The following is a 15,913-nucleotide window of genomic DNA, read 5'->3' on the forward strand; positions in this document are numbered from 1 at the left end:
ATGCCGCGACCATGGTTCCTTGGCAAGCGATTGCGGCGGCAATCGGGCAGCATCTTGCCGATCGACGCCCGGCATGCCATCGCTGGTGCGGTTCGATGATCGGGGATGGCCTATGAGCAAGGAACCGGAGAAGCGGCCGAAAAAGGCGCCGGAACGCGTGGAGCCGCCGCCCGCGACCGGCTTTCCGCCCAATGCGGTCCATCTCGTCCGCACCAATCAGCAGATCACGATGCAATTGTCGCAGATGGCCGATCAGAAGGCGTCGATCCTGATGGGCGCGACCTTCGTCGTCTTCACCCTCGCGATCGGACAGGCGCGCGCCGGGGCGGGGGCGCTGACGACGCCGCTCGCGATCCTCGCGACCTTTTCCTTCCTGTCGGCGCTGCTCGCCATCTCCGCCGTGCTGCCGCGCGTCGGCAAGGCGCCGCCGGCCGCGCGCGACGGCGAAGATCGCGGCAATCTCCTCTTCTTCGGCCATTTCGCGCAGATGGGGGAGGATGAGTTCATCGCCGCGATCAAGGCGCGCCTGCGCACTGAAGAGGACCTCTACGAGGTGATGCTGCGCGACACCTGGCAGAATGGCGTCGTGCTCGCGCGGCGCAAATATCGCTATCTGGCCTATGCCTATCGGTTGTTCGTGGTGGGGCTGACGCTGACCTTCCTCGCCTTCGCGGTCGAGATGACGGCAATGTGGATGGAATAAATCCGGGGTGAAGGGAACGGCTGTGGCCTTTTTATCACCCCCGCTCGTCAAACCGCACGCCTCGCCCCGTCGCTATTGAACCGCTGGAACCCCGCGCTTATCCGGGCCGGCCATGCTCGATCAGGCCCACCCCCTGACCGCGGAACCGCCGCGGACATTCCGCGTCGAATTCCGCGAAACACTGGCGCTCGCCTGGCCCCTGGCCGCCGCGAACCTGCTCCAGATGCTCGTCCATGCGATCGACGTGATCTTCGTCGCAAGGCTCGGCGACACGGCGCTCGCCGCCTCGTCGCTCGGCGTCGCGATCTTCGGCCTTCTGCTGTGGACGGGCACCGGGCTGGTCGGCGCCGCGGCACCGCTGATCGCCGCCGAACTCGGCCGGCGCAAGCACAGCGTGCGCGAGGTGCGGCGCACCGTGCGCATGGCGCTGTGGCTCAGCCTGCTCGTCTCGCTCGTCTTCATGGGCGTGTGCGCCGCCGGCGGGCCGATCATGCGCGCGACCGGGCAGGACCCCGAATTGACCCATCGCGCCGCCGCTTTCCTGCTGATCCTGATGTGGGGGATGGCGCCGATGATCGCGGCGAGCGTGCTGCGCATCTTCGTCTCGGCGCTCGGGCGGCCGACGATCGCGACCGCGATCACCTTCCTCGCGCTGTTCGTCAACGCGCTCGGCAACTGGACACTGGTGTTCGGCCACCTCGGCCTGCCCGCGCTCGGCCTCCACGGCTCGGCGCTGTCGAGCGTGCTGACCAGCACCGCGATGCTGATCGCCTATGTCGTGGTGATCCAGAGCGACCGGCGGCTGCGGCGCTATCATCTGTTCGGCAACTGGTGGCGCAGCGAATGGAGCCGCTTCGTCGAGACCGTCCGCATCGGCACCCCGATCGGGCTGACCATCCTTGCCGAGGCGGGGCTGTTCACCGGCGCCGCCTTCCTGATGGGCCGGATCGGCGAGGCGCAGCTGGCCGGGCATACGATCGCGCTCCAGATCGCGGCGCTCGCTTTCCAGATTCCGTTCGGCGTCGCGCAGGCGGCGACGATCCGCGTCGGGCTCGCCTATGGCGCGCGCGACCGCCGCGCCATCGCGCTCGCCGGCCGCGCCTCGCTGTGGCTCGGCATCGGCTTCATGGTGCTGACCGCGCTCGGCATGTGGCTCTATCCGGCGACGGTGCTGTCGCTCTATGTCGATGTGGGCGATACGAAGAACGCCGCGCTCGTCGGTTTCGCGATGCAGTTCCTCGTCATCGCCGCCGCTTTTCAGCTGTTCGACGGGGCGCAGACGGTCGCCGCGGGGGTGCTGCGCGGATTGCAGGACACGCGCATCCCGATGCTGATCGCGGTGTGCGGCTATTGGATCGCGGGCTATGGCACCGCGATCTACCTCGGCTTCTGGACCCCGATGGCGGGCGTCGGCATCTGGATCGGCCTCGCGGTCGGACTGGTCGTCGTCGCCGCGCTGCTGCTCATGCGCTGGCGGATGCGGGCGCGGCTGGGGCTGCTTCCTTAAGTTGCTGGTGGCTGAACTGGCTGGAGAGTTGCTTCGCTTCTCGAACCATGTCCTTCATTTCCTCGACCGTTAGAATTCGAAGCTTCTTGTCCGTGTGGCAAGCATTCTGGAACCCGAACCAGTTTTCGATGGCTTTGCTGCCGTCATATCGCACGATCACGGTCAATACAGCATGGACGAGGTCGGTTCGCTTGTCGTTGAGAAGCGTGATCGCCTTGATTCGCTCTTCCAGCTTTTTCGGATGGACGAAGTGGTCTTTCGCTCCTGAAAGGCGGGTCAGCTTTTGAGTGAGGGGGGTGCCGGGCGCGGCCTTCAACTCAAGCCGGACAATATAATCCATCACGGCGGCTTCAAGCTTGGCGAAGGCGTCCAGAAACTCCCCGCGCAGCAGTTGTCCCCGCTCGCGCAAGGCGCGCAGATCGACGGCCTCCGCCTCCTTGATGACTGGAACTTCGCCCCCCATCTGGATGCTCTAGCCGAGCAGACGTAAAATTTTCGTTGGACTCCGCTTGACGCCCCACGGGGTGCGACCCATATGCCCGCCTGTTAGCACTCGCCTGGTGTGAGTGCTAAGTGACATCATTTGCACCTCTGGAGGGATATCCATGCAATTTCGTCCGCTGCACGATCGTGTGCTCGTCCGCCGTATCGAAGCCGAGGAAAAGACGGCCGGCGGCATCATCATCCCCGACACCGCCAAGGAAAAGCCGCAGGAAGGCGAGATCGTCGCCGTCGGCGAGGGCGCCCGCGACGAGGACGGCGACCGCATCGCGCTCGACGTCAAGGCCGGCGACCGCATCCTGTTCGGCAAGTGGTCGGGCACCGAGATCAAGGTCGACGGCGAAGAGCTGCTGATCATGAAGGAATCGGACATCCTCGGCATTCTCGCCTGAGTCCGTCCATCGAATTGAGAGTGAAGTTGCGCAGTTTCCTGCGCCTTTGAAAGGAACGAGCCAATGGCTGCCAAGGACGTTAAATTTTCGCGCGACGCGCGCGAGCGGATCCTCAAGGGCGTCGACATCCTCGCCGACGCCGTCAAGGTCACGCTGGGCCCCAAGGGCCGGCATGTCGTGATCGACAAGAGCTTCGGCGCTCCCCGCATCACCAAGGACGGCGTCAGCGTCGCCAAGGAAATCGAGCTCAAGGACAAGTTCGAGAACATGGGCGCGCAGATGCTGCGCGAGGTCGCCAGCAAGGCGAACGACAAGGCCGGTGACGGCACCACCACCGCGACCGTGCTGGCGCAGGCGATCGTCCGCGAAGGCATGAAGTCGGTCGCCGCGGGCATGAACCCGATGGACCTCAAGCGCGGCATCGACCTCGCCGTCGGCAAGGTGGTCGAGGATCTCGCCGCCCGCTCGACTCCGGTGTCTGGCTCGTCGGAAATCGCGCAGGTCGGCATCATCTCGGCCAACGGTGACACCGAAGTCGGCGAGAAGATCGCCGAGGCGATGGAGAAGGTTGGCAAGGAAGGCGTCATCACCGTCGAGGAAGCCAAGGGCCTCGAATTCGAACTCGACGTCGTCGAGGGCATGCAGTTCGACCGCGGCTATCTGAGCCCCTATTTCATCACCAACCCTGAAAAGATGACGGTCGAACTCGCCGATCCGTACATCCTGATCTTCGAAAAGAAGCTGTCGAACCTCCAGTCGATGCTGCCGATCCTCGAAGCGGTCGTGCAGTCGGGCCGTCCGCTGCTGATCATCGCCGAGGACATCGAAGGCGAAGCGCTGGCGACCCTCGTCGTCAACCGTCTGCGCGGCGGCCTGAAGGTCGCGGCGGTCAAGGCGCCGGGCTTCGGCGATCGCCGCAAGGCGATGCTGCAGGACATCGCGATCCTGACGCAGGGTGAGATGATCAGCGAAGACCTGGGCATCAAGCTCGAATCGGTCACGCTGAACATGCTGGGCCAGGCGAAGCGCGTCACCATCGACAAGGACAACACGACCATCGTCGACGGCGCCGGCGAAGCCGATGCGATCAAGGCCCGCGTCGAGCAGATCCGCGCCCAGATCGAGACCACGACCAGCGACTACGACCGTGAAAAGCTGCAGGAACGTCTGGCGAAGCTCGCCGGCGGCGTTGCGGTTATCAAGGTCGGCGGCGCGACCGAGGTCGAGGTGAAGGAGCGCAAGGACCGCGTCGACGACGCGCTGCACGCGACCCGCGCCGCGGTCGAGGAAGGTATCGTCTCGGGCGGCGGCACCGCGCTGCTCTATGCGACCAAGGTGCTCGACGGGCTGAAGGGCGTCAACGACGACCAGACGCGCGGCATCGACATCGTCCGCAAGGCGATCGAAGCGCCGCTGCGCCAGATCGCGGCCAACGCCGGCCACGACGGCGCGGTCGTCGCGGGCAACCTGCTGCGCGAAGACAATGTCGATCAGGGCTTCAACGCCGCGACCGACACCTATGAGAATCTGAAGGCCGCCGGCGTCATCGACCCGACCAAGGTCGTGCGCACCGCGCTTCAGGATGCGGCGTCGGTTGCCGGCCTGCTGATCACCACCGAAGCGGCGGTCAGCGAACTGCCCGAAGACAAGCCGGCGATGCCGATGGGCGGCGGCGGCATGGGCGGCATGGGCGGCATGGACTTCTAAGTCCCGCATCCCAGCCGGCATATGCTGGAAAATCGGGGCCGGGGGAGCGATCCTCCGGCCCCTTTTTCATGCCCGCAGCGCCGCTTCCATGTGGGCGGCGGCCGCGTCGTAGACGCGCGCCTTCAGCCCCGCCGTCACCGCCTGCGGCGCACGGTCGGGGTGGCCGCCGGCAAAGGGTGGCGCGGGGTCGTATTCGATCGCCAGCTGGATCGCCTGCGCGACCACGGGACCGCGCAGGCGACCGATCAGCGTCAGCGCGAAATCGAGGCCGGAGGTCACGCCGCCGCTGGTGACGACGCGGCCGTCCTCGACGACGCGCGCTTTCACCGCCTCCGCGCCGACCAGCGGCAGCAGATGAGCATAGGCCCAGTGCGTCGTCGCGCGCTGCCCCTGCAACAGGCCGGCGCGGCCGAGCAGGAAAGCGCCGGTGCACACGCTCGTCACCCATTGGGCGCCCGCGGCATGCCGTTCGATGAAGGCGATCGTCGCCGCATCGCCCAGCGCCGCGGCGACGCCATGACCGCCCGGCACGCACAGGATGTCGGCCTGCGGACAGTCCGCGAAATCATGCGTCGGGATGATCGAAAAGCCGCTGTCGGTGGCGATCGGCGCGCGGCTTGCCGCCGCACCGGCCAGCACCGCGCCGGGCATCCGGCTCAACGCCTGCGCGGGCGCGGTGAAGTCGAGCTGGGTGATGCCCGGAAAGAGAAGGAAGACGATGGTGGTTTGGGGGGTGTTTTCGGGGGCGGTGGTTTCGGTCACGCGGATGCTCCTCGCCATGCAATGGATCACCCAGGCGCGCGGCTCGTGCCGGCCATCGGCCGGACCCCGCTTCCCGATGGGACTCCATCTTCAGCGCCAGTCGCGGAGCAGCGGCAGCATAGGACGGGGCGGCCGCGGTGGAAAGGGCGTTGCGGGAGGCGGGTGCTACCGTCCGGCGTCCGTATCCGCGTCCGCCGCGCCGTCGCGGCTTTCGAGCATCTCGGCTGCGTCGTCGAGCGCCTTTGCTTCGCTGACGGTGACGCCGCCGGGGCCGGGCTCGTTGTCGGTGCGGCTGCATCCCGCGGCGAGGAGCAGCACGAGCGCCGCGATGATCGCAACGCGATGGATCATGTCGCCTCTCCCACGAAAAAGGGCCCCATCCTCATGGAATGGAGCCCCTTCATAGCAAGGCGAAAGCCCGCCAGCGACTTACTTCTTGTCGTTGGCTTCGGCCTTCTTGGTTTCCGCGGCGATCTTGTCGCCCGCGGCCTTGGCGGCGTCGCCGGCGGCGTTCACCGTGCCTTCGACCGCATTGCCGGCATCCTTGGCCGCGCCCTCGACCGCCGCACCGGCGTCCTTGGCGGCATCGGCGGTCGCGTCGGCGGCGTCAGAGGCGCCCTCGGCCACGGCATCGCCCGCAGCCGCGGCATCGTCAGCGACGGCGGCGCCCGCTTCGGCGGTTTCGTCCTGCGCCTTTTCCGAGCAGGCGGCGAGGCTGAACGCCGCTGCGGCCATCGAGGCGATAATGATCTTGCGCATAGAAATTCCTTTCGAATGGGCGGTGGCCGGCCCGCGACCACTGCGCGAAGAATTAGCGGTGGATGAAGCCCTTGGCAACCGGCGAGCGATGCCGGTCCGCTGGTCCGGGGCAACCATGTGAAAAGGGGCCGCCAGCGCGTGCCGACGACCCCTTTTTCAACTGGTCGAATGCCAGGAAGCGATTACTTCTTGGCTTCTTCCATCGCGCCCTTGGCAGCGTCGGTCGCTTCCTTGGCGGCGTCGGCAGCTTCGCTCGCCTTGTCGGCAGCCGTGTTCGCGGCAGCGGCGGCGTCGCCGGCAGCATTCGCGGTCGCGTCGGCCGCAGCGGCGGTCGCATCGGCGGCGCCTTCGGCCGCTTCCATCGCGCCGTCCGCCGCGCCCTCGACGGTCGCGGTGTCTTCGGCGGCCGGAGCTGCTTCGTCGGCAGCCTTTTCACCGCAGGCAGCGAGGCCCAGCGAGGTGGCAAGGACGAGCGACAGAGTGATCGACTTCTTCATTTGGGAATACCCCTCTCGATTGAACTGATTGACCGGCATTCGGATGCGAACAATTCGATCCGGCACATTGCCAATCGCCGACAGAGCTACAATTTCGGCCAAAACGGTGCAACGGACTTTTTGGTTGCGGCGGCGCTCAAATCGACGAGTCGAGCCCGATACCGCCGCTGCAAGCCCCGGAAACAGGGCGCTTTCGGCCGGTTGACTGGATATAAAGAATTCTTTATATCACCTTCTCATGGCCGAGCTGCTCGACATTTTCCGTGCCCTTGCCGACCCGACCCGGTTACGAGTCGTGGCGTTGCTGCGCGAGATGGAACTGGCGATCGGGGAGCTGGCGATCGTCCTCGATCAGAGCCAGCCGCGCGTGTCGCGGCACGTCCGCATCCTGGCCGAGGCCGGCATCGTCGAGCGGCGGCGCGAGGGAAGCTGGGTGTTCCTGCGCATCGTGCAGGACGGGCCGATCCGGACGATGATCGATCAGGTCGAGAAATGGCCCTTCTCGGCGCGCGAGGGCCGGGTGATCGCTTATGATGCCCGACGCCTTGCCGCCATCCGCAACGACCGCGCGGCCGCCGCCGCGCGCTATTTCGCCGAGCATGCCGCCGAATGGGATGCGATCCGCTCCCGCCACGTCGCAGAGAGCGAGGTGGAATCCGCGATGCTGGCGATGGTGGCGGGGCGCCGGCTCGGTCATCTGCTCGACATCGGAACGGGCACTGGCCGGATGGCAGAGATTTTCGCGCCGACCGCGCGGCGTATCACCGCGCTCGACCGCAGCCCGGAAATGCTGCGGCTCGCGCGCGCCAAGCTGGCCGATCAGCCGGTCCCGATCGACCTGGTGCAGGGCGATTTCCTGGCGCTGCCGATGGACGATGCGAGCATCGACAGCATCGTCATCCATCAGGCGCTGCATTTCGCACACGAACCCGACCGCGTGATCGCGGAGGCGGCAAGGGTGCTGCGCGGCGGCGGGCATCTCCTCGTCGTCGATTTCGCACCGCACGAGGATGAGGAACTGCGCATGCTTGCGGCGCACGCCCGTCTCGGCTTTTCGGATGCCCAGATCCGCGGCTGGTTCGCCTCCGCCGGCTTGCTGCTCGAAAGCGGCCAGACGCTCGAGGGCGGCGAGCTTGCAGTGAAACTGTGGCTCGGGCGCCGTCGCAGCGATGAAGATCAGACCCCCGCCAGCGAAGGCGGGCAGACCAGGAAACTTGCCGCATGACATCGAACCTCAATTCGCTGGCGGAGGCCAGGCGCGCCGCGGCGTCGCCGTTGTTCGCCAATCTCGACGGCGACATCGGCGTCAGCTTCGAATTCTTCCCGCCGAAGACGGAGAAGATGGAGGCGCAGCTCTGGGACACGTTCCGCACGCTCGAACCGCTCGGGCCGCGCTTCGTTTCGGTCACCTATGGCGCGGGCGGCTCGACGCGCGAACGCACCCACGCCACCGTCGCGCGCATCGCGGCGGAAAGCGCGGTGCCGCCTGCGGCGCACCTGACCTGCGTCGAGGCCTCGCGCGAGGAAATCGACGCGGTCGCGCGCGCCTATTGGGAGGCGGGCGTGCGCCACATCGTCGCGCTGCGCGGCGATGTGCCGGGCGGCGCGCCCTATCGTGCCCATGCGCAGGGCTATGCCAATGCCGCCGAGCTGGTCGCGGGGCTGAAGGCCGTCGCGCCCTTCGACATTTCGGTCGCCGCCTATCCCGAGGTGCATCCCGACGCCGATTGCGCGCAAACCGACCTCGACAATCTCAAGCGCAAGCTCGACGCCGGCGCGACGCGCGCGATCACGCAATTCTTCTTCTCGCCGGAGGCCTTCCTGCGCTTCCGCGACGCGGCGGCGGCGGCGGGGATCGATGCGCCGATCGTTCCCGGCATCCTGCCGGTGTCGAACGTGTCGCAGACCCGGCGCATGGCCGACATGTGCGGCGCGGCGATCCCGGCGTGGATGGTCTCGCTGTTCGAGGGGCTCGACGACCTGCCTTCGGCGCGCCAGCTCGTCGCCGCGACGATCGCCGCCGAACTCTGCCGCCGCCTCTATGCCGGCGGCGTGCGCGACTTCCATTTCTACACGCTCAACCGGGCGGAGCTCAGCTACGCCATCTGCCACCTGCTGGGCCTGCGCCCGCCGGCAGCGCCCGCGGCGGAGAAGGCCGCATGAATCGCATGGCAAGGAAGGATCATCGATGACCAGCGCGCGCGAAGCCCTGCAGCAGGCGGCCCGCAGCCGCATCCTGCTCACCGACGGCGGCTGGGGAACGCAGATCCAGCTCCGCAAGCTGACAGAGGCCGACTATGCCGGCACGCTCGGCCTCGGCCGCGACCAGAAGGGCAATAACGATATTCTCGCGCTGACCCGCCCCGACGTCGTCGCGGCGATCGGCGAAGCCTATCTGGCGGCGGGGTCGGACATCGTGTCGACCAACACCTTCAGCGCCAACCGCATCAGCCAGGCCGATTATGGCGCCGAGCATCTGGTCGCCGACATCAACCATGAAAGCGCCCGACTGGGACGCGAGGCGGCCGACAAATTTGCCGCGCGCGACGGCCGCCGCCGCTTCGTCGCGGGCGCCGTCGGGCCGACCAACAAGACGCTGTCGCTGTCGCCCGACGTCAACAATCCCGGCTATCGCGAGATCGATTTCGACGAGCTCAAGGCGGTCTATTGCGACCAGGTGGTCGCGCTGGCCGAGGGCGGTGCCGATTTCATCCTGATTGAGACGATCTTTGACACGCTCAACGCCAAGGCGGGGATCGCCGCGACGCTCGAGGCGGAGGCGAAGCTGGGGCGCGAACTGCCGCTGATGATCTCGATGACGCTGACCGACCTGTCGGGGCGCAACCTGTCGGGCCACACGGTCGAGGCTTTCTGGTACGCGGTGCGCCATGCAAAGCCGCTGACCGTCGGGCTCAATTGCAGCTTCGGCGCGGCGCAGCTTCGTCCGCATGTTCGGGTGCTGTCCGATCTCGCCGACACGCTGGTCATGGTCTATCCGAACGCCGGCCTGCCCAACGAACTCGGCGAATATGACGAGCAGCCGGAAACGACCGCTGGGCTGGTGCGCGAATGGGCAGAGCATGGGCAGGTCAATATCCTCGGCGGTTGCTGCGGATCGACGCCCGCGCATATCGCCGCGATGGCAAAGGCGGTCGAAGGCCTTGCGCCGCGCCATATTCCCGAAGTGCCGGTGCGCACGCGTCTCGCGGGGCTGGAACCCTTCACCATGGCGGCGGCCTGATCCGATGGAGGATGGACAAGCATGGACGATCCGCGAGGCTGGCGCCGATGACGCCGCGGCGCTGGCACTGATCGGCGCGGCGACCTTTCTCGAAACCTTCGCCGGTATCCTCGACGGCGCGGCGATCATCGGCCATTGCGCCGCACAGCATGGCGAGACGGCCTATCGATCCGCCCTGGCGTCGGGTGCCCGCGCCTGGCTGGCCGAGGCGTGTCCCGGCGGTGCGCCCGTCGGATTTGCCCTCGTCGGCGCGCCGGGCCTCGCGGCGGCGCAGGACGGCGATATCGAGCTCAAGCGCATCTATGCGCTGTCGCGCTTTCACGGCACCGGGCTGGGCGCGGCACTGATGGCGCGGGCGGTCGAGGCGGCGGCGGGCTATCGCCGGCTGCTGCTTGGCGTCTATGCGCGCAATCACCGCGCGCTCGCCTTCTATCGCAAGCAGGGCTTTGCCGACATCGGCACCCGGCAGTTCGACGTCGGGGGCAAGCTCTACGACGATCTCGTCCTTGCCCGCCCCGTCGCGGCCTGACCTCTCTTCCTTTCGGGACCTTCGATGACCCAGACCCTCTCCTCTTCGTCCTTCGTCAATATCGGCGAGCGCACCAACGTCACCGGATCGGCGGCGTTCAAGAAGCTGATCCTCGCCGACGATTTCACCGCCGCGGTAGAGGTCGCGCGCCAGCAGGTGGAAAATGGCGCGCAGGTTATCGACGTCAACATGGACGAAGGGCTGCTCGACGCCGAACGGGCGATGACGACCTTCCTCAAGCTGATCGCCGCCGAGCCCGACATCGCGCGCGTGCCGGTGATGATCGATTCGTCGAAATGGAGCGTCATAGAGGCGGGCCTCAAATGCGTGCCCGGCAAGCCGATCGTCAACTCGATCAGCATGAAGGAGGGCGAGGAGCCTTTTCTCGCGCAGGCGAGGCTGTGCCGGGCCTATGGCGCCGCGGTGGTCGTCATGGCGTTCGACGAGGTCGGGCAGGCCGACACCAGGGAACGCAAGATCGAGATCTGCGAGCGCGCCTACAAGCTGCTCACCGGCATCGGTTTCCCGCCCGAGGACATCATCTTCGATCCCAATATCTTCGCCATCGCGACGGGGCTCGAAGAGCATGACAATTATGCCGTCGATTTCATCGAGGCGGTGAAGGTCATCCGCCAGCGCTGCCCGCACGCCCATTTTTCCGGCGGGCTGTCCAACCTGTCGTTCGGCTTTCGCGGCAACGAGACGGTGCGCCGCGCGATGCACAGCGTCTTCCTCTATTATGCGATCCCGGCGGGGCTCGACATGGCGATCGTCAACGCGGGGCAGCTCGACGTCTACGACACGATCGACCCGGAGCTTCGCAACGCCTGCGAGGACGTGATCCTCAACCGCAAGGTGGAGGGCGAGGCCGAATCGCCGACCGAACGGCTGATCGCGCTCGCCGAACGCTACAAGGGCAAGGATGCGGCGCAGGAAAAGGCGGCCGAGGAATGGCGCGGCTGGCCGGTCGAAAAGCGGCTCGAACATGCGCTGGTCAAGGGAATCGACGCGCATATCGTCGCCGATACCGAAGAGATGCGGCTGGCGATGGACCGGCCGATCGAGGTGATCGAAGGGCCGCTGATGGACGGGATGAACGTCGTCGGCGACCTGTTCGGATCGGGCAAGATGTTCCTGCCGCAGGTCGTGAAATCGGCGCGCGTGATGAAGAAGGCGGTCGCGCACCTGCTGCCCTTCATCGAGGCCGAGAAGGAGGAAGGCGCCAAGGGCAAGGGCCGGATCGTGATGGCGACCGTCAAGGGCGACGTCCACGACATCGGCAAGAACATCGTCGGCGTGGTGCTCCAGTGCAACGGCTTCGAGGTCGTCGACTTGGGCGTCATGGTGCCGTGGAGCAGCATCCTGCAGGCCGCGAACGAGAATGACGCCGACATGATCGGCCTGTCCGGCCTGATCACCCCCTCGCTCGACGAGATGGTGACCGTGGCGGAAGAGATGCAGCGCGCCGGCATGACGATGCCGCTGCTGATCGGCGGCGCGACGACCTCGCGCATGCACACCGCGCTGCGCATCGACCCCGCCTATGAAGGACCGGTGCTGCACGTGCTCGACGCGAGCCGCGCGGTCGGCGTCGCGACGGCGCTGGTCAGCGATACCGGCTACGACGCCTATGTGCAGGGCTATAAGGAGGATTATGCGCATATCCGCGAGGTGCGCGCGAACAAGGGGCAGAGCGCGCTGATCCCCATCGAGGATGCGCGCGCCAACGGCTTCGCGGTCGACGAGCATATCCGGCCCTTCCCGCCCGAACAGCCCGGCGTGCATGCGTTCGACCAATGGGACATGGCCGAACTGGTCGAATGGTTCGACTGGACGCCCTTCTTCCGCGCCTGGGAACTGGCGGGCACCTTTCCCGCGATCCTCGACGACGCGGTGGTGGGGGAAAGCGCGCGCGGTCTCTTTGCCGACGCGCAGGCGATGCTTGCGAAGATCGTCGGCGAAGGCTGGCTGCACGCGCGCGGGGTCGCGGGGCTGTGGCCGTGCCGTCGCGACGGCGACGACGTCGTCATCCACCTCGAGGAAGAGGAACGGCACGTCCGCATCCCCTTCCTGCGCCAGCAGATCGCCAAGCGCGAGGGGCGCCCCAACATGTGCCTCGCCGATTTCGTCAGCCCTGACGGCGACTGGATCGGCGGCTTTTCGGTCGCGATCCACGGCATCGAGCCGCATCTTGCGCGCTTCAAGGCCGCGCATGACGATTACAACGACATCTTGCTCAAGGCGCTGGCCGACCGCTTCGCCGAAGCCTTCGCCGAACGGCTCCACGCGCATGTCCGCACTGTGCTCTGGGGCTATGCACCGGGTGAGCAGCTGACGCCAGAGGCGATCATCAAGGAGGAATATCGCGGCATCCGCCCCGCGCCGGGCTATCCGGCCTGTCCGGACCACAGCCTGAAGCCGATCCTGTTCGAGTTGCTCGACGCCGGCAACACATCGGGCGCGATCCTGACCGACCATTTCGCGATGCTGCCGACCTCGGCCGTCTCGGGCTTCTATCTGGGGCATCCCGATGCGAGCTATTTCGGGGTCGCGCGGGTCGGCGAGGACCAGCTGGTCGATTATGCGGAACGGCGCGGCGTCGATCTCGAAACCGCGCGCCGCTGGCTGCGCCCCAATCTCGACTGAAACCGATCGCCCGCCGCCTGTCCGATAAAGGGACAGGTGGCGGGTTAACCAGCTTCGCGAAGGACGCGCGGCGCCGAAATCGCTATGACGGCGCCATGATCCAGACGCTTCTCCGCCGGCCGCTGTTGCCGCTGCTCGCCCTTCCACTGCTCCTCGCCCCGATGCCGCTGCCCGCGCAATCGGGCGATGCGCCCTATGTTATCGCTGAAAGCGGCCGCGCCTTCGGCCGGTTGCAGCAGGCCGTCGACGCGATCGGCGAGGGGCAGGGGACGATCCGCATCGCCCCCGGCTATCATCGCGATTGCGCGGTTCAGACGGCGGGACATATCGCCTTCGTCGCTGCCGAGCCGGGGCGCAGCATATTCGACGGCGTGACATGCGAGGGCAAGGCGGCGCTGGTGCTGCGCGGCGACGGCGCGCGCGTCGACGGCATCGTCTTTCAGAACATGCGGGTGCCCGACGGCAACGGCGCCGGAATCCGGCTCGAACAGGGTGACCTGACCATCGTCAACAGCCTGTTCCGTGGCAGCGAGGAGGGCATCCTCACCGCCGACGACCCGCAGTCGACGCTGACCATCGAGCGCTCGACCTTTTCGCGGCTCGGCCGCTGTGACCGCGGGCTGAGCTGCGCGCACAGCGTCTATACCGGCGCCTACGGCCGCGTCGTGGTGACCCACAGCCGCTTCGAAAAAGGCACCGGCGGCCATTATCTGAAGGTTCGTGCGGGGCAGGTCGACATTCGGGACAACAGCTTCGACGACACGCAGGGGACGGCGACCAATTACATGATCGACCTGCCGGCGGGCGCGACGGGGCGCATCGCGGACAATCTGTTCGTGCAGGGGCGCGACAAGGAGAATTATTCGGCGATCATCGCGGTCGCCGCCGAGGCGCGCGACAATCCGTCGCGCGGCCTGTCGATCGAGGGCAATCGGGCCAGCCTGCCCGAAGGGCTCGGTCGCAACGTGGCGTTCGTCGCCGACTGGAGCGGCGAGCCGCTGGCGATCGGCGCCAACGACCTCGGCCCGGGGCTCAAGCGCTACGAGAAACGGTGAAGCGGTCCGAACGGAGCGGCGCTATGCCTCTCCGCGTGTTTCGATGAGCGAGGCGGCGAGCGCCTCGGCCGGGGTCTTGCCGCCCCACAGCACGAACTGGAACACCGGATAGAAGCGCTCGCATTCGTCGATCGCGCTTTCGACCAGCGTTTCGGCGAGGTCGAGCGACAGCGCGGCGTCGCTTCCCAGCAGCATGCCGTGGCGAAACAGGATCGTGCCGCTGTTCGACCACAGCTCGAAATGGCCGAGCCAGAGCTGTTCGTTGATCAGCGCCAGCGCTTCGTGCGCGGCGGCGCGTTTGTCCTCGACGACGCGGATGTCGGGGAAGGCGAGAAGCTGGATGACACCGTCGTCGGGACGCCACACCGCGCGCAGCTCATAGGTCGTCCAGCTTCCCTGCGCGGTCGCGACGATCTCGTCCTCGCCGACCATCTCGTGCGCCCAGTCGTGCGCGGCGAAATAGGAGGCGAGCATGTCCATCGGCGCCGCTTCCTGGCCGTCGTCATCGTAGATATCGTCACTCATGGAGCGCCTTTAGCGGGTGATGGCTGACCTGGCGAGTCCGCACCACCTTGTCACCCCGGACTGGATCCGAGGTCCATTCGGCACTCGCGATCGGGGGCGGCGCGAGAATGGATGCTGAATCAAGTTCAGCATGACGAAGACAGGAAGCGGCAGTTTCTTTGACGGCCGCCTATTTTTTAGGTGCGGTTCTGGGTTTCGCCGCCGGCTTCGCTGCACCTTCCAGCGCATCGAGCCGCGCCTTCAGCGCCTCCGCCTCTGCGCGCGCCGTCGCGGCCATCGCCTTCACCGCCTCGAATTCCTCGCGGCTGACGAAGTCCATGCGGCCGATCCATTCCTTGGCGCGCTCGCGCATTGCGGCTTCGGCCTCGCGGCCGGCGCCGGCGACCGTGCCGGCGATGCCGTTCATCATCTTGGCCAGATCGTCGAAAATGCGGTTCTCGCTCTGCATCACTCTATCCTTCGTCGGGGTCGGCCCCTTGCCGCGCCTATATCTGGGTGCTCGCCGCGTGCGGGACAAGGGCTTCGGCGTCGGGGTTGCGCTGGTCGATCTGGAAATTGAGGACGCTCGCGAAAGCGAGCCACAGCAGATAGGGCACGAGCAGCCACGCCGCCGCCTTGCGGATCGATGCAAAGGCGAAGGCGGTGGCAAGCGTCACCATCAGGATGAAGATGATCAGATACAGCGCGCTTGTCACCTGATGCGCGGCGAAGAACAGCGGCGACCAGGCGAAATTGGCGAGGAGCTGGGCGAAGAAGAGCAGCAGCGCAAAGCCGCGTCCTTTGGCGCCGCGCGCATGAAGGACCATCGCCAGCGCCAGCCCGAGGCAGATGTAGAGCAGCGGCCAGACGACCGCGAACACCCAGCCCGGCGGCACGATGGACGGCAGGTCGAGTGCCGCGAACCAGCGATTGCCGTAGCCGCTGTTCGAAAGCAGGCCCATCAGGCTGCCGATCAGCACGATCGCGGGGACGGTGATCATCGCCCAGCGCCAATAGGAGAGGCGTAGCTGGCCCGGTGTGGCGATCTCGCTCATGCTCGGCTGGTCCCTTTTCGCGATTCTGCGTGACAACGGTGTCGCGACTCGCGAG

18 protein-coding genes and 1 riboswitch are annotated in these 15,913 nt (G+C 66.8%); of the genes, 10 read left to right on the forward strand and 8 right to left on the reverse strand.

Going from position 1 to position 15,913, the window contains the following annotated elements:
- The first annotated feature begins 112 nt into the window (after positions 1 to 112).
- Both C3E99_RS01425 and C3E99_RS01430 read left to right on the forward strand, forming a co-directional pair.
- Positions 113 to 703 carry a Pycsar system effector family protein gene (locus C3E99_RS01425; protein ID WP_076073964.1) on the forward strand — a complete coding sequence of 197 codons (591 nt, stop codon included), beginning with the start codon at positions 113 to 115 and terminating at the stop codon, positions 701 to 703.
- A gap of 112 nt (positions 704 to 815) precedes the next feature.
- Positions 816 to 2,210, forward strand: coding sequence for an MATE family efflux transporter (locus C3E99_RS01430; protein ID WP_199775050.1), 1,395 nt, complete (start codon positions 816 to 818; stop codon positions 2,208 to 2,210).
- Here the strand turns inward: C3E99_RS01430 and C3E99_RS01435 are convergent.
- On the reverse strand, positions 2,167 to 2,673 hold the full coding sequence (locus tag C3E99_RS01435; RefSeq protein WP_104959318.1) for a hypothetical protein: 507 nt from the start codon (positions 2,671 to 2,673) through the stop codon (positions 2,167 to 2,169). The two genes, C3E99_RS01430 and C3E99_RS01435, sit on opposite strands and share 44 nt — an antisense overlap.
- A 142-nt stretch (positions 2,674 to 2,815) precedes the next feature.
- On the opposite strand from C3E99_RS01435, the gene groES reads away from it, so the two are divergent.
- Both groES and groL read left to right on the forward strand, forming a co-directional pair.
- Positions 2,816 to 3,103 carry a co-chaperone GroES gene (gene groES, locus C3E99_RS01440; RefSeq protein WP_076073969.1) on the forward strand — a complete coding sequence of 96 codons (288 nt, stop codon included), beginning with the start codon at positions 2,816 to 2,818 and terminating at the stop codon, positions 3,101 to 3,103.
- A 63-nt stretch (positions 3,104 to 3,166) separates the two neighbouring features.
- Positions 3,167 to 4,810: a chaperonin GroEL gene (gene groL, locus C3E99_RS01445; protein WP_067105233.1), complete on the forward strand. Its 1,644-nt coding sequence runs from the start codon at positions 3,167 to 3,169 to the stop codon at positions 4,808 to 4,810.
- Between the two features lie 66 nt (positions 4,811 to 4,876).
- Here groL and C3E99_RS01450 read toward each other — a convergent pair whose 3' ends face one another.
- The 4 genes from C3E99_RS01450 to C3E99_RS01465 all read right to left on the reverse strand — a co-directional run bounded on the left by C3E99_RS01450 (position 4,877) and on the right by C3E99_RS01465 (position 6,828).
- Positions 4,877 to 5,572 (reverse strand): DJ-1/PfpI family protein, encoded by a 696-nt coding sequence (locus tag C3E99_RS01450; RefSeq protein WP_234002557.1) that lies wholly within the window; start codon positions 5,570 to 5,572, stop codon positions 4,877 to 4,879.
- Between the two features lie 21 nt (positions 5,573 to 5,593).
- A riboswitch (ZMP/ZTP riboswitch) is annotated at positions 5,594 to 5,686 on the reverse strand.
- Positions 5,687 to 5,737: 51 nt separating this feature from the next.
- The gene (locus C3E99_RS01455) at positions 5,738 to 5,923 is read right to left on the reverse strand and encodes a hypothetical protein (protein ID WP_076073974.1); all 186 of its coding nucleotides are present in this window, start codon (positions 5,921 to 5,923) and stop codon (positions 5,738 to 5,740) included.
- Positions 5,924 to 6,001: 78 nt separating this feature from the next.
- Positions 6,002 to 6,331, reverse strand: coding sequence for an entericidin EcnAB (locus C3E99_RS01460; RefSeq protein ID WP_076073977.1), 330 nt, complete (start codon positions 6,329 to 6,331; stop codon positions 6,002 to 6,004).
- A 182-nt stretch (positions 6,332 to 6,513) separates the two neighbouring features.
- Positions 6,514 to 6,828, reverse strand: coding sequence for a hypothetical protein (locus tag C3E99_RS01465; RefSeq protein ID WP_067105229.1), 315 nt, complete (start codon positions 6,826 to 6,828; stop codon positions 6,514 to 6,516).
- A 238-nt stretch (positions 6,829 to 7,066) separates the two neighbouring features.
- Here C3E99_RS01465 and C3E99_RS01470 point away from each other — a divergent pair, with 238 nt between their 5' ends.
- The 6 genes from C3E99_RS01470 (at position 7,067) to C3E99_RS01495 (ending at position 14,299) form a co-directional block, all read left to right on the forward strand.
- Positions 7,067 to 8,053: an ArsR/SmtB family transcription factor gene (locus C3E99_RS01470; protein WP_067105228.1), complete on the forward strand. Its 987-nt coding sequence runs from the start codon at positions 7,067 to 7,069 to the stop codon at positions 8,051 to 8,053.
- A complete protein-coding gene (gene metF / locus C3E99_RS01475) occupies positions 8,050 to 8,991 on the forward strand; it encodes a methylenetetrahydrofolate reductase (RefSeq protein ID WP_076073980.1) in 942 nt (313 codons plus the stop codon). Before C3E99_RS01470 ends, metF begins: the two co-directional genes overlap by 4 nt.
- 25 nt (positions 8,992 to 9,016) lie before the next feature.
- Positions 9,017 to 10,069 (forward strand): homocysteine S-methyltransferase family protein, encoded by a 1,053-nt coding sequence (locus C3E99_RS01480; protein WP_067105226.1) that lies wholly within the window; start codon positions 9,017 to 9,019, stop codon positions 10,067 to 10,069.
- A gap of 4 nt (positions 10,070 to 10,073) precedes the next feature.
- Complete coding sequence (locus C3E99_RS01485; protein WP_076073983.1) at positions 10,074 to 10,598, forward strand: GNAT family N-acetyltransferase; 525 nt, start codon at positions 10,074 to 10,076, stop codon at positions 10,596 to 10,598.
- A 24-nt stretch (positions 10,599 to 10,622) separates the two neighbouring features.
- Positions 10,623 to 13,244, forward strand: coding sequence for a methionine synthase (metH, locus tag C3E99_RS01490; protein ID WP_076073985.1), 2,622 nt, complete (start codon positions 10,623 to 10,625; stop codon positions 13,242 to 13,244).
- 95 nt (positions 13,245 to 13,339) lie between these two features.
- Positions 13,340 to 14,299 carry a right-handed parallel beta-helix repeat-containing protein gene (locus C3E99_RS01495; protein WP_076073988.1) on the forward strand — a complete coding sequence of 320 codons (960 nt, stop codon included), beginning with the start codon at positions 13,340 to 13,342 and terminating at the stop codon, positions 14,297 to 14,299.
- A gap of 21 nt (positions 14,300 to 14,320) precedes the next feature.
- Here the strand turns inward: C3E99_RS01495 and C3E99_RS01500 are convergent, their stop codons facing one another.
- From C3E99_RS01500 to C3E99_RS01510, 3 genes are all read right to left on the reverse strand, one after another.
- Complete coding sequence (locus C3E99_RS01500; RefSeq protein ID WP_067105222.1) at positions 14,321 to 14,824, reverse strand: YbjN domain-containing protein; 504 nt, start codon at positions 14,822 to 14,824, stop codon at positions 14,321 to 14,323.
- A 169-nt stretch (positions 14,825 to 14,993) separates the two neighbouring features.
- Entirely contained in the window at positions 14,994 to 15,272 is a 279-nt protein-coding gene (locus C3E99_RS01505; protein WP_067105221.1) for an accessory factor UbiK family protein, read from the reverse strand.
- Positions 15,273 to 15,309: 37 nt separating this feature from the next.
- Positions 15,310 to 15,858, reverse strand: a complete 549-nt coding sequence (locus tag C3E99_RS01510) for a TspO/MBR family protein (RefSeq protein ID WP_067105220.1) — start codon at positions 15,856 to 15,858, stop codon at positions 15,310 to 15,312.
- Positions 15,859 to 15,913 lie beyond the last annotated feature (55 nt).

This window comes from Sphingopyxis sp. MG, from assembly GCF_002953155.1.
Lineage (GTDB): Bacteria > Pseudomonadota > Alphaproteobacteria > Sphingomonadales > Sphingomonadaceae > Sphingopyxis > Sphingopyxis granuli.

What these genes read in the sequence shown, in the direction of transcription:
- C3E99_RS01425 (WP_076073964.1), top strand. Translation starts at nt 113, where the DNA reads ATGAGCAAGGAACCGGAGAAGCGGCCGAAAAAGGCGCCGGAACGCGTG.
- C3E99_RS01500 (WP_067105222.1), bottom strand. Translation starts at nt 14,824, where the DNA reads ATGAGTGACGATATCTACGATGACGACGGCCAGGAAGCGGCGCCGATG.
- groES (WP_076073969.1), top strand. Translation starts at nt 2,816, where the DNA reads ATGCAATTTCGTCCGCTGCACGATCGTGTGCTCGTCCGCCGTATCGAA.
- C3E99_RS01485 (WP_076073983.1), top strand. Translation starts at nt 10,074, where the DNA reads ATGGAGGATGGACAAGCATGGACGATCCGCGAGGCTGGCGCCGATGAC.
- C3E99_RS01495 (WP_076073988.1), top strand. Translation starts at nt 13,340, where the DNA reads ATGATCCAGACGCTTCTCCGCCGGCCGCTGTTGCCGCTGCTCGCCCTT.
- C3E99_RS01460 (WP_076073977.1), bottom strand. Translation starts at nt 6,331, where the DNA reads ATGCGCAAGATCATTATCGCCTCGATGGCCGCAGCGGCGTTCAGCCTC.
- groL (WP_067105233.1), top strand. Translation starts at nt 3,167, where the DNA reads ATGGCTGCCAAGGACGTTAAATTTTCGCGCGACGCGCGCGAGCGGATC.
- C3E99_RS01505 (WP_067105221.1), bottom strand. Translation starts at nt 15,272, where the DNA reads ATGCAGAGCGAGAACCGCATTTTCGACGATCTGGCCAAGATGATGAAC.
- C3E99_RS01455 (WP_076073974.1), bottom strand. Translation starts at nt 5,923, where the DNA reads ATGATCCATCGCGTTGCGATCATCGCGGCGCTCGTGCTGCTCCTCGCC.
- metH (WP_076073985.1), top strand. Translation starts at nt 10,623, where the DNA reads ATGACCCAGACCCTCTCCTCTTCGTCCTTCGTCAATATCGGCGAGCGC.
- C3E99_RS01465 (WP_067105229.1), bottom strand. Translation starts at nt 6,828, where the DNA reads ATGAAGAAGTCGATCACTCTGTCGCTCGTCCTTGCCACCTCGCTGGGC.
- metF (WP_076073980.1), top strand. Translation starts at nt 8,050, where the DNA reads ATGACATCGAACCTCAATTCGCTGGCGGAGGCCAGGCGCGCCGCGGCG.
- C3E99_RS01435 (WP_104959318.1), bottom strand. Translation starts at nt 2,673, where the DNA reads ATGGGGGGCGAAGTTCCAGTCATCAAGGAGGCGGAGGCCGTCGATCTG.
- C3E99_RS01510 (WP_067105220.1), bottom strand. Translation starts at nt 15,858, where the DNA reads ATGAGCGAGATCGCCACACCGGGCCAGCTACGCCTCTCCTATTGGCGC.
- C3E99_RS01470 (WP_067105228.1), top strand. Translation starts at nt 7,067, where the DNA reads ATGGCCGAGCTGCTCGACATTTTCCGTGCCCTTGCCGACCCGACCCGG.
- C3E99_RS01480 (WP_067105226.1), top strand. Translation starts at nt 9,017, where the DNA reads ATGACCAGCGCGCGCGAAGCCCTGCAGCAGGCGGCCCGCAGCCGCATC.
- C3E99_RS01430 (WP_199775050.1), top strand. Translation starts at nt 816, where the DNA reads ATGCTCGATCAGGCCCACCCCCTGACCGCGGAACCGCCGCGGACATTC.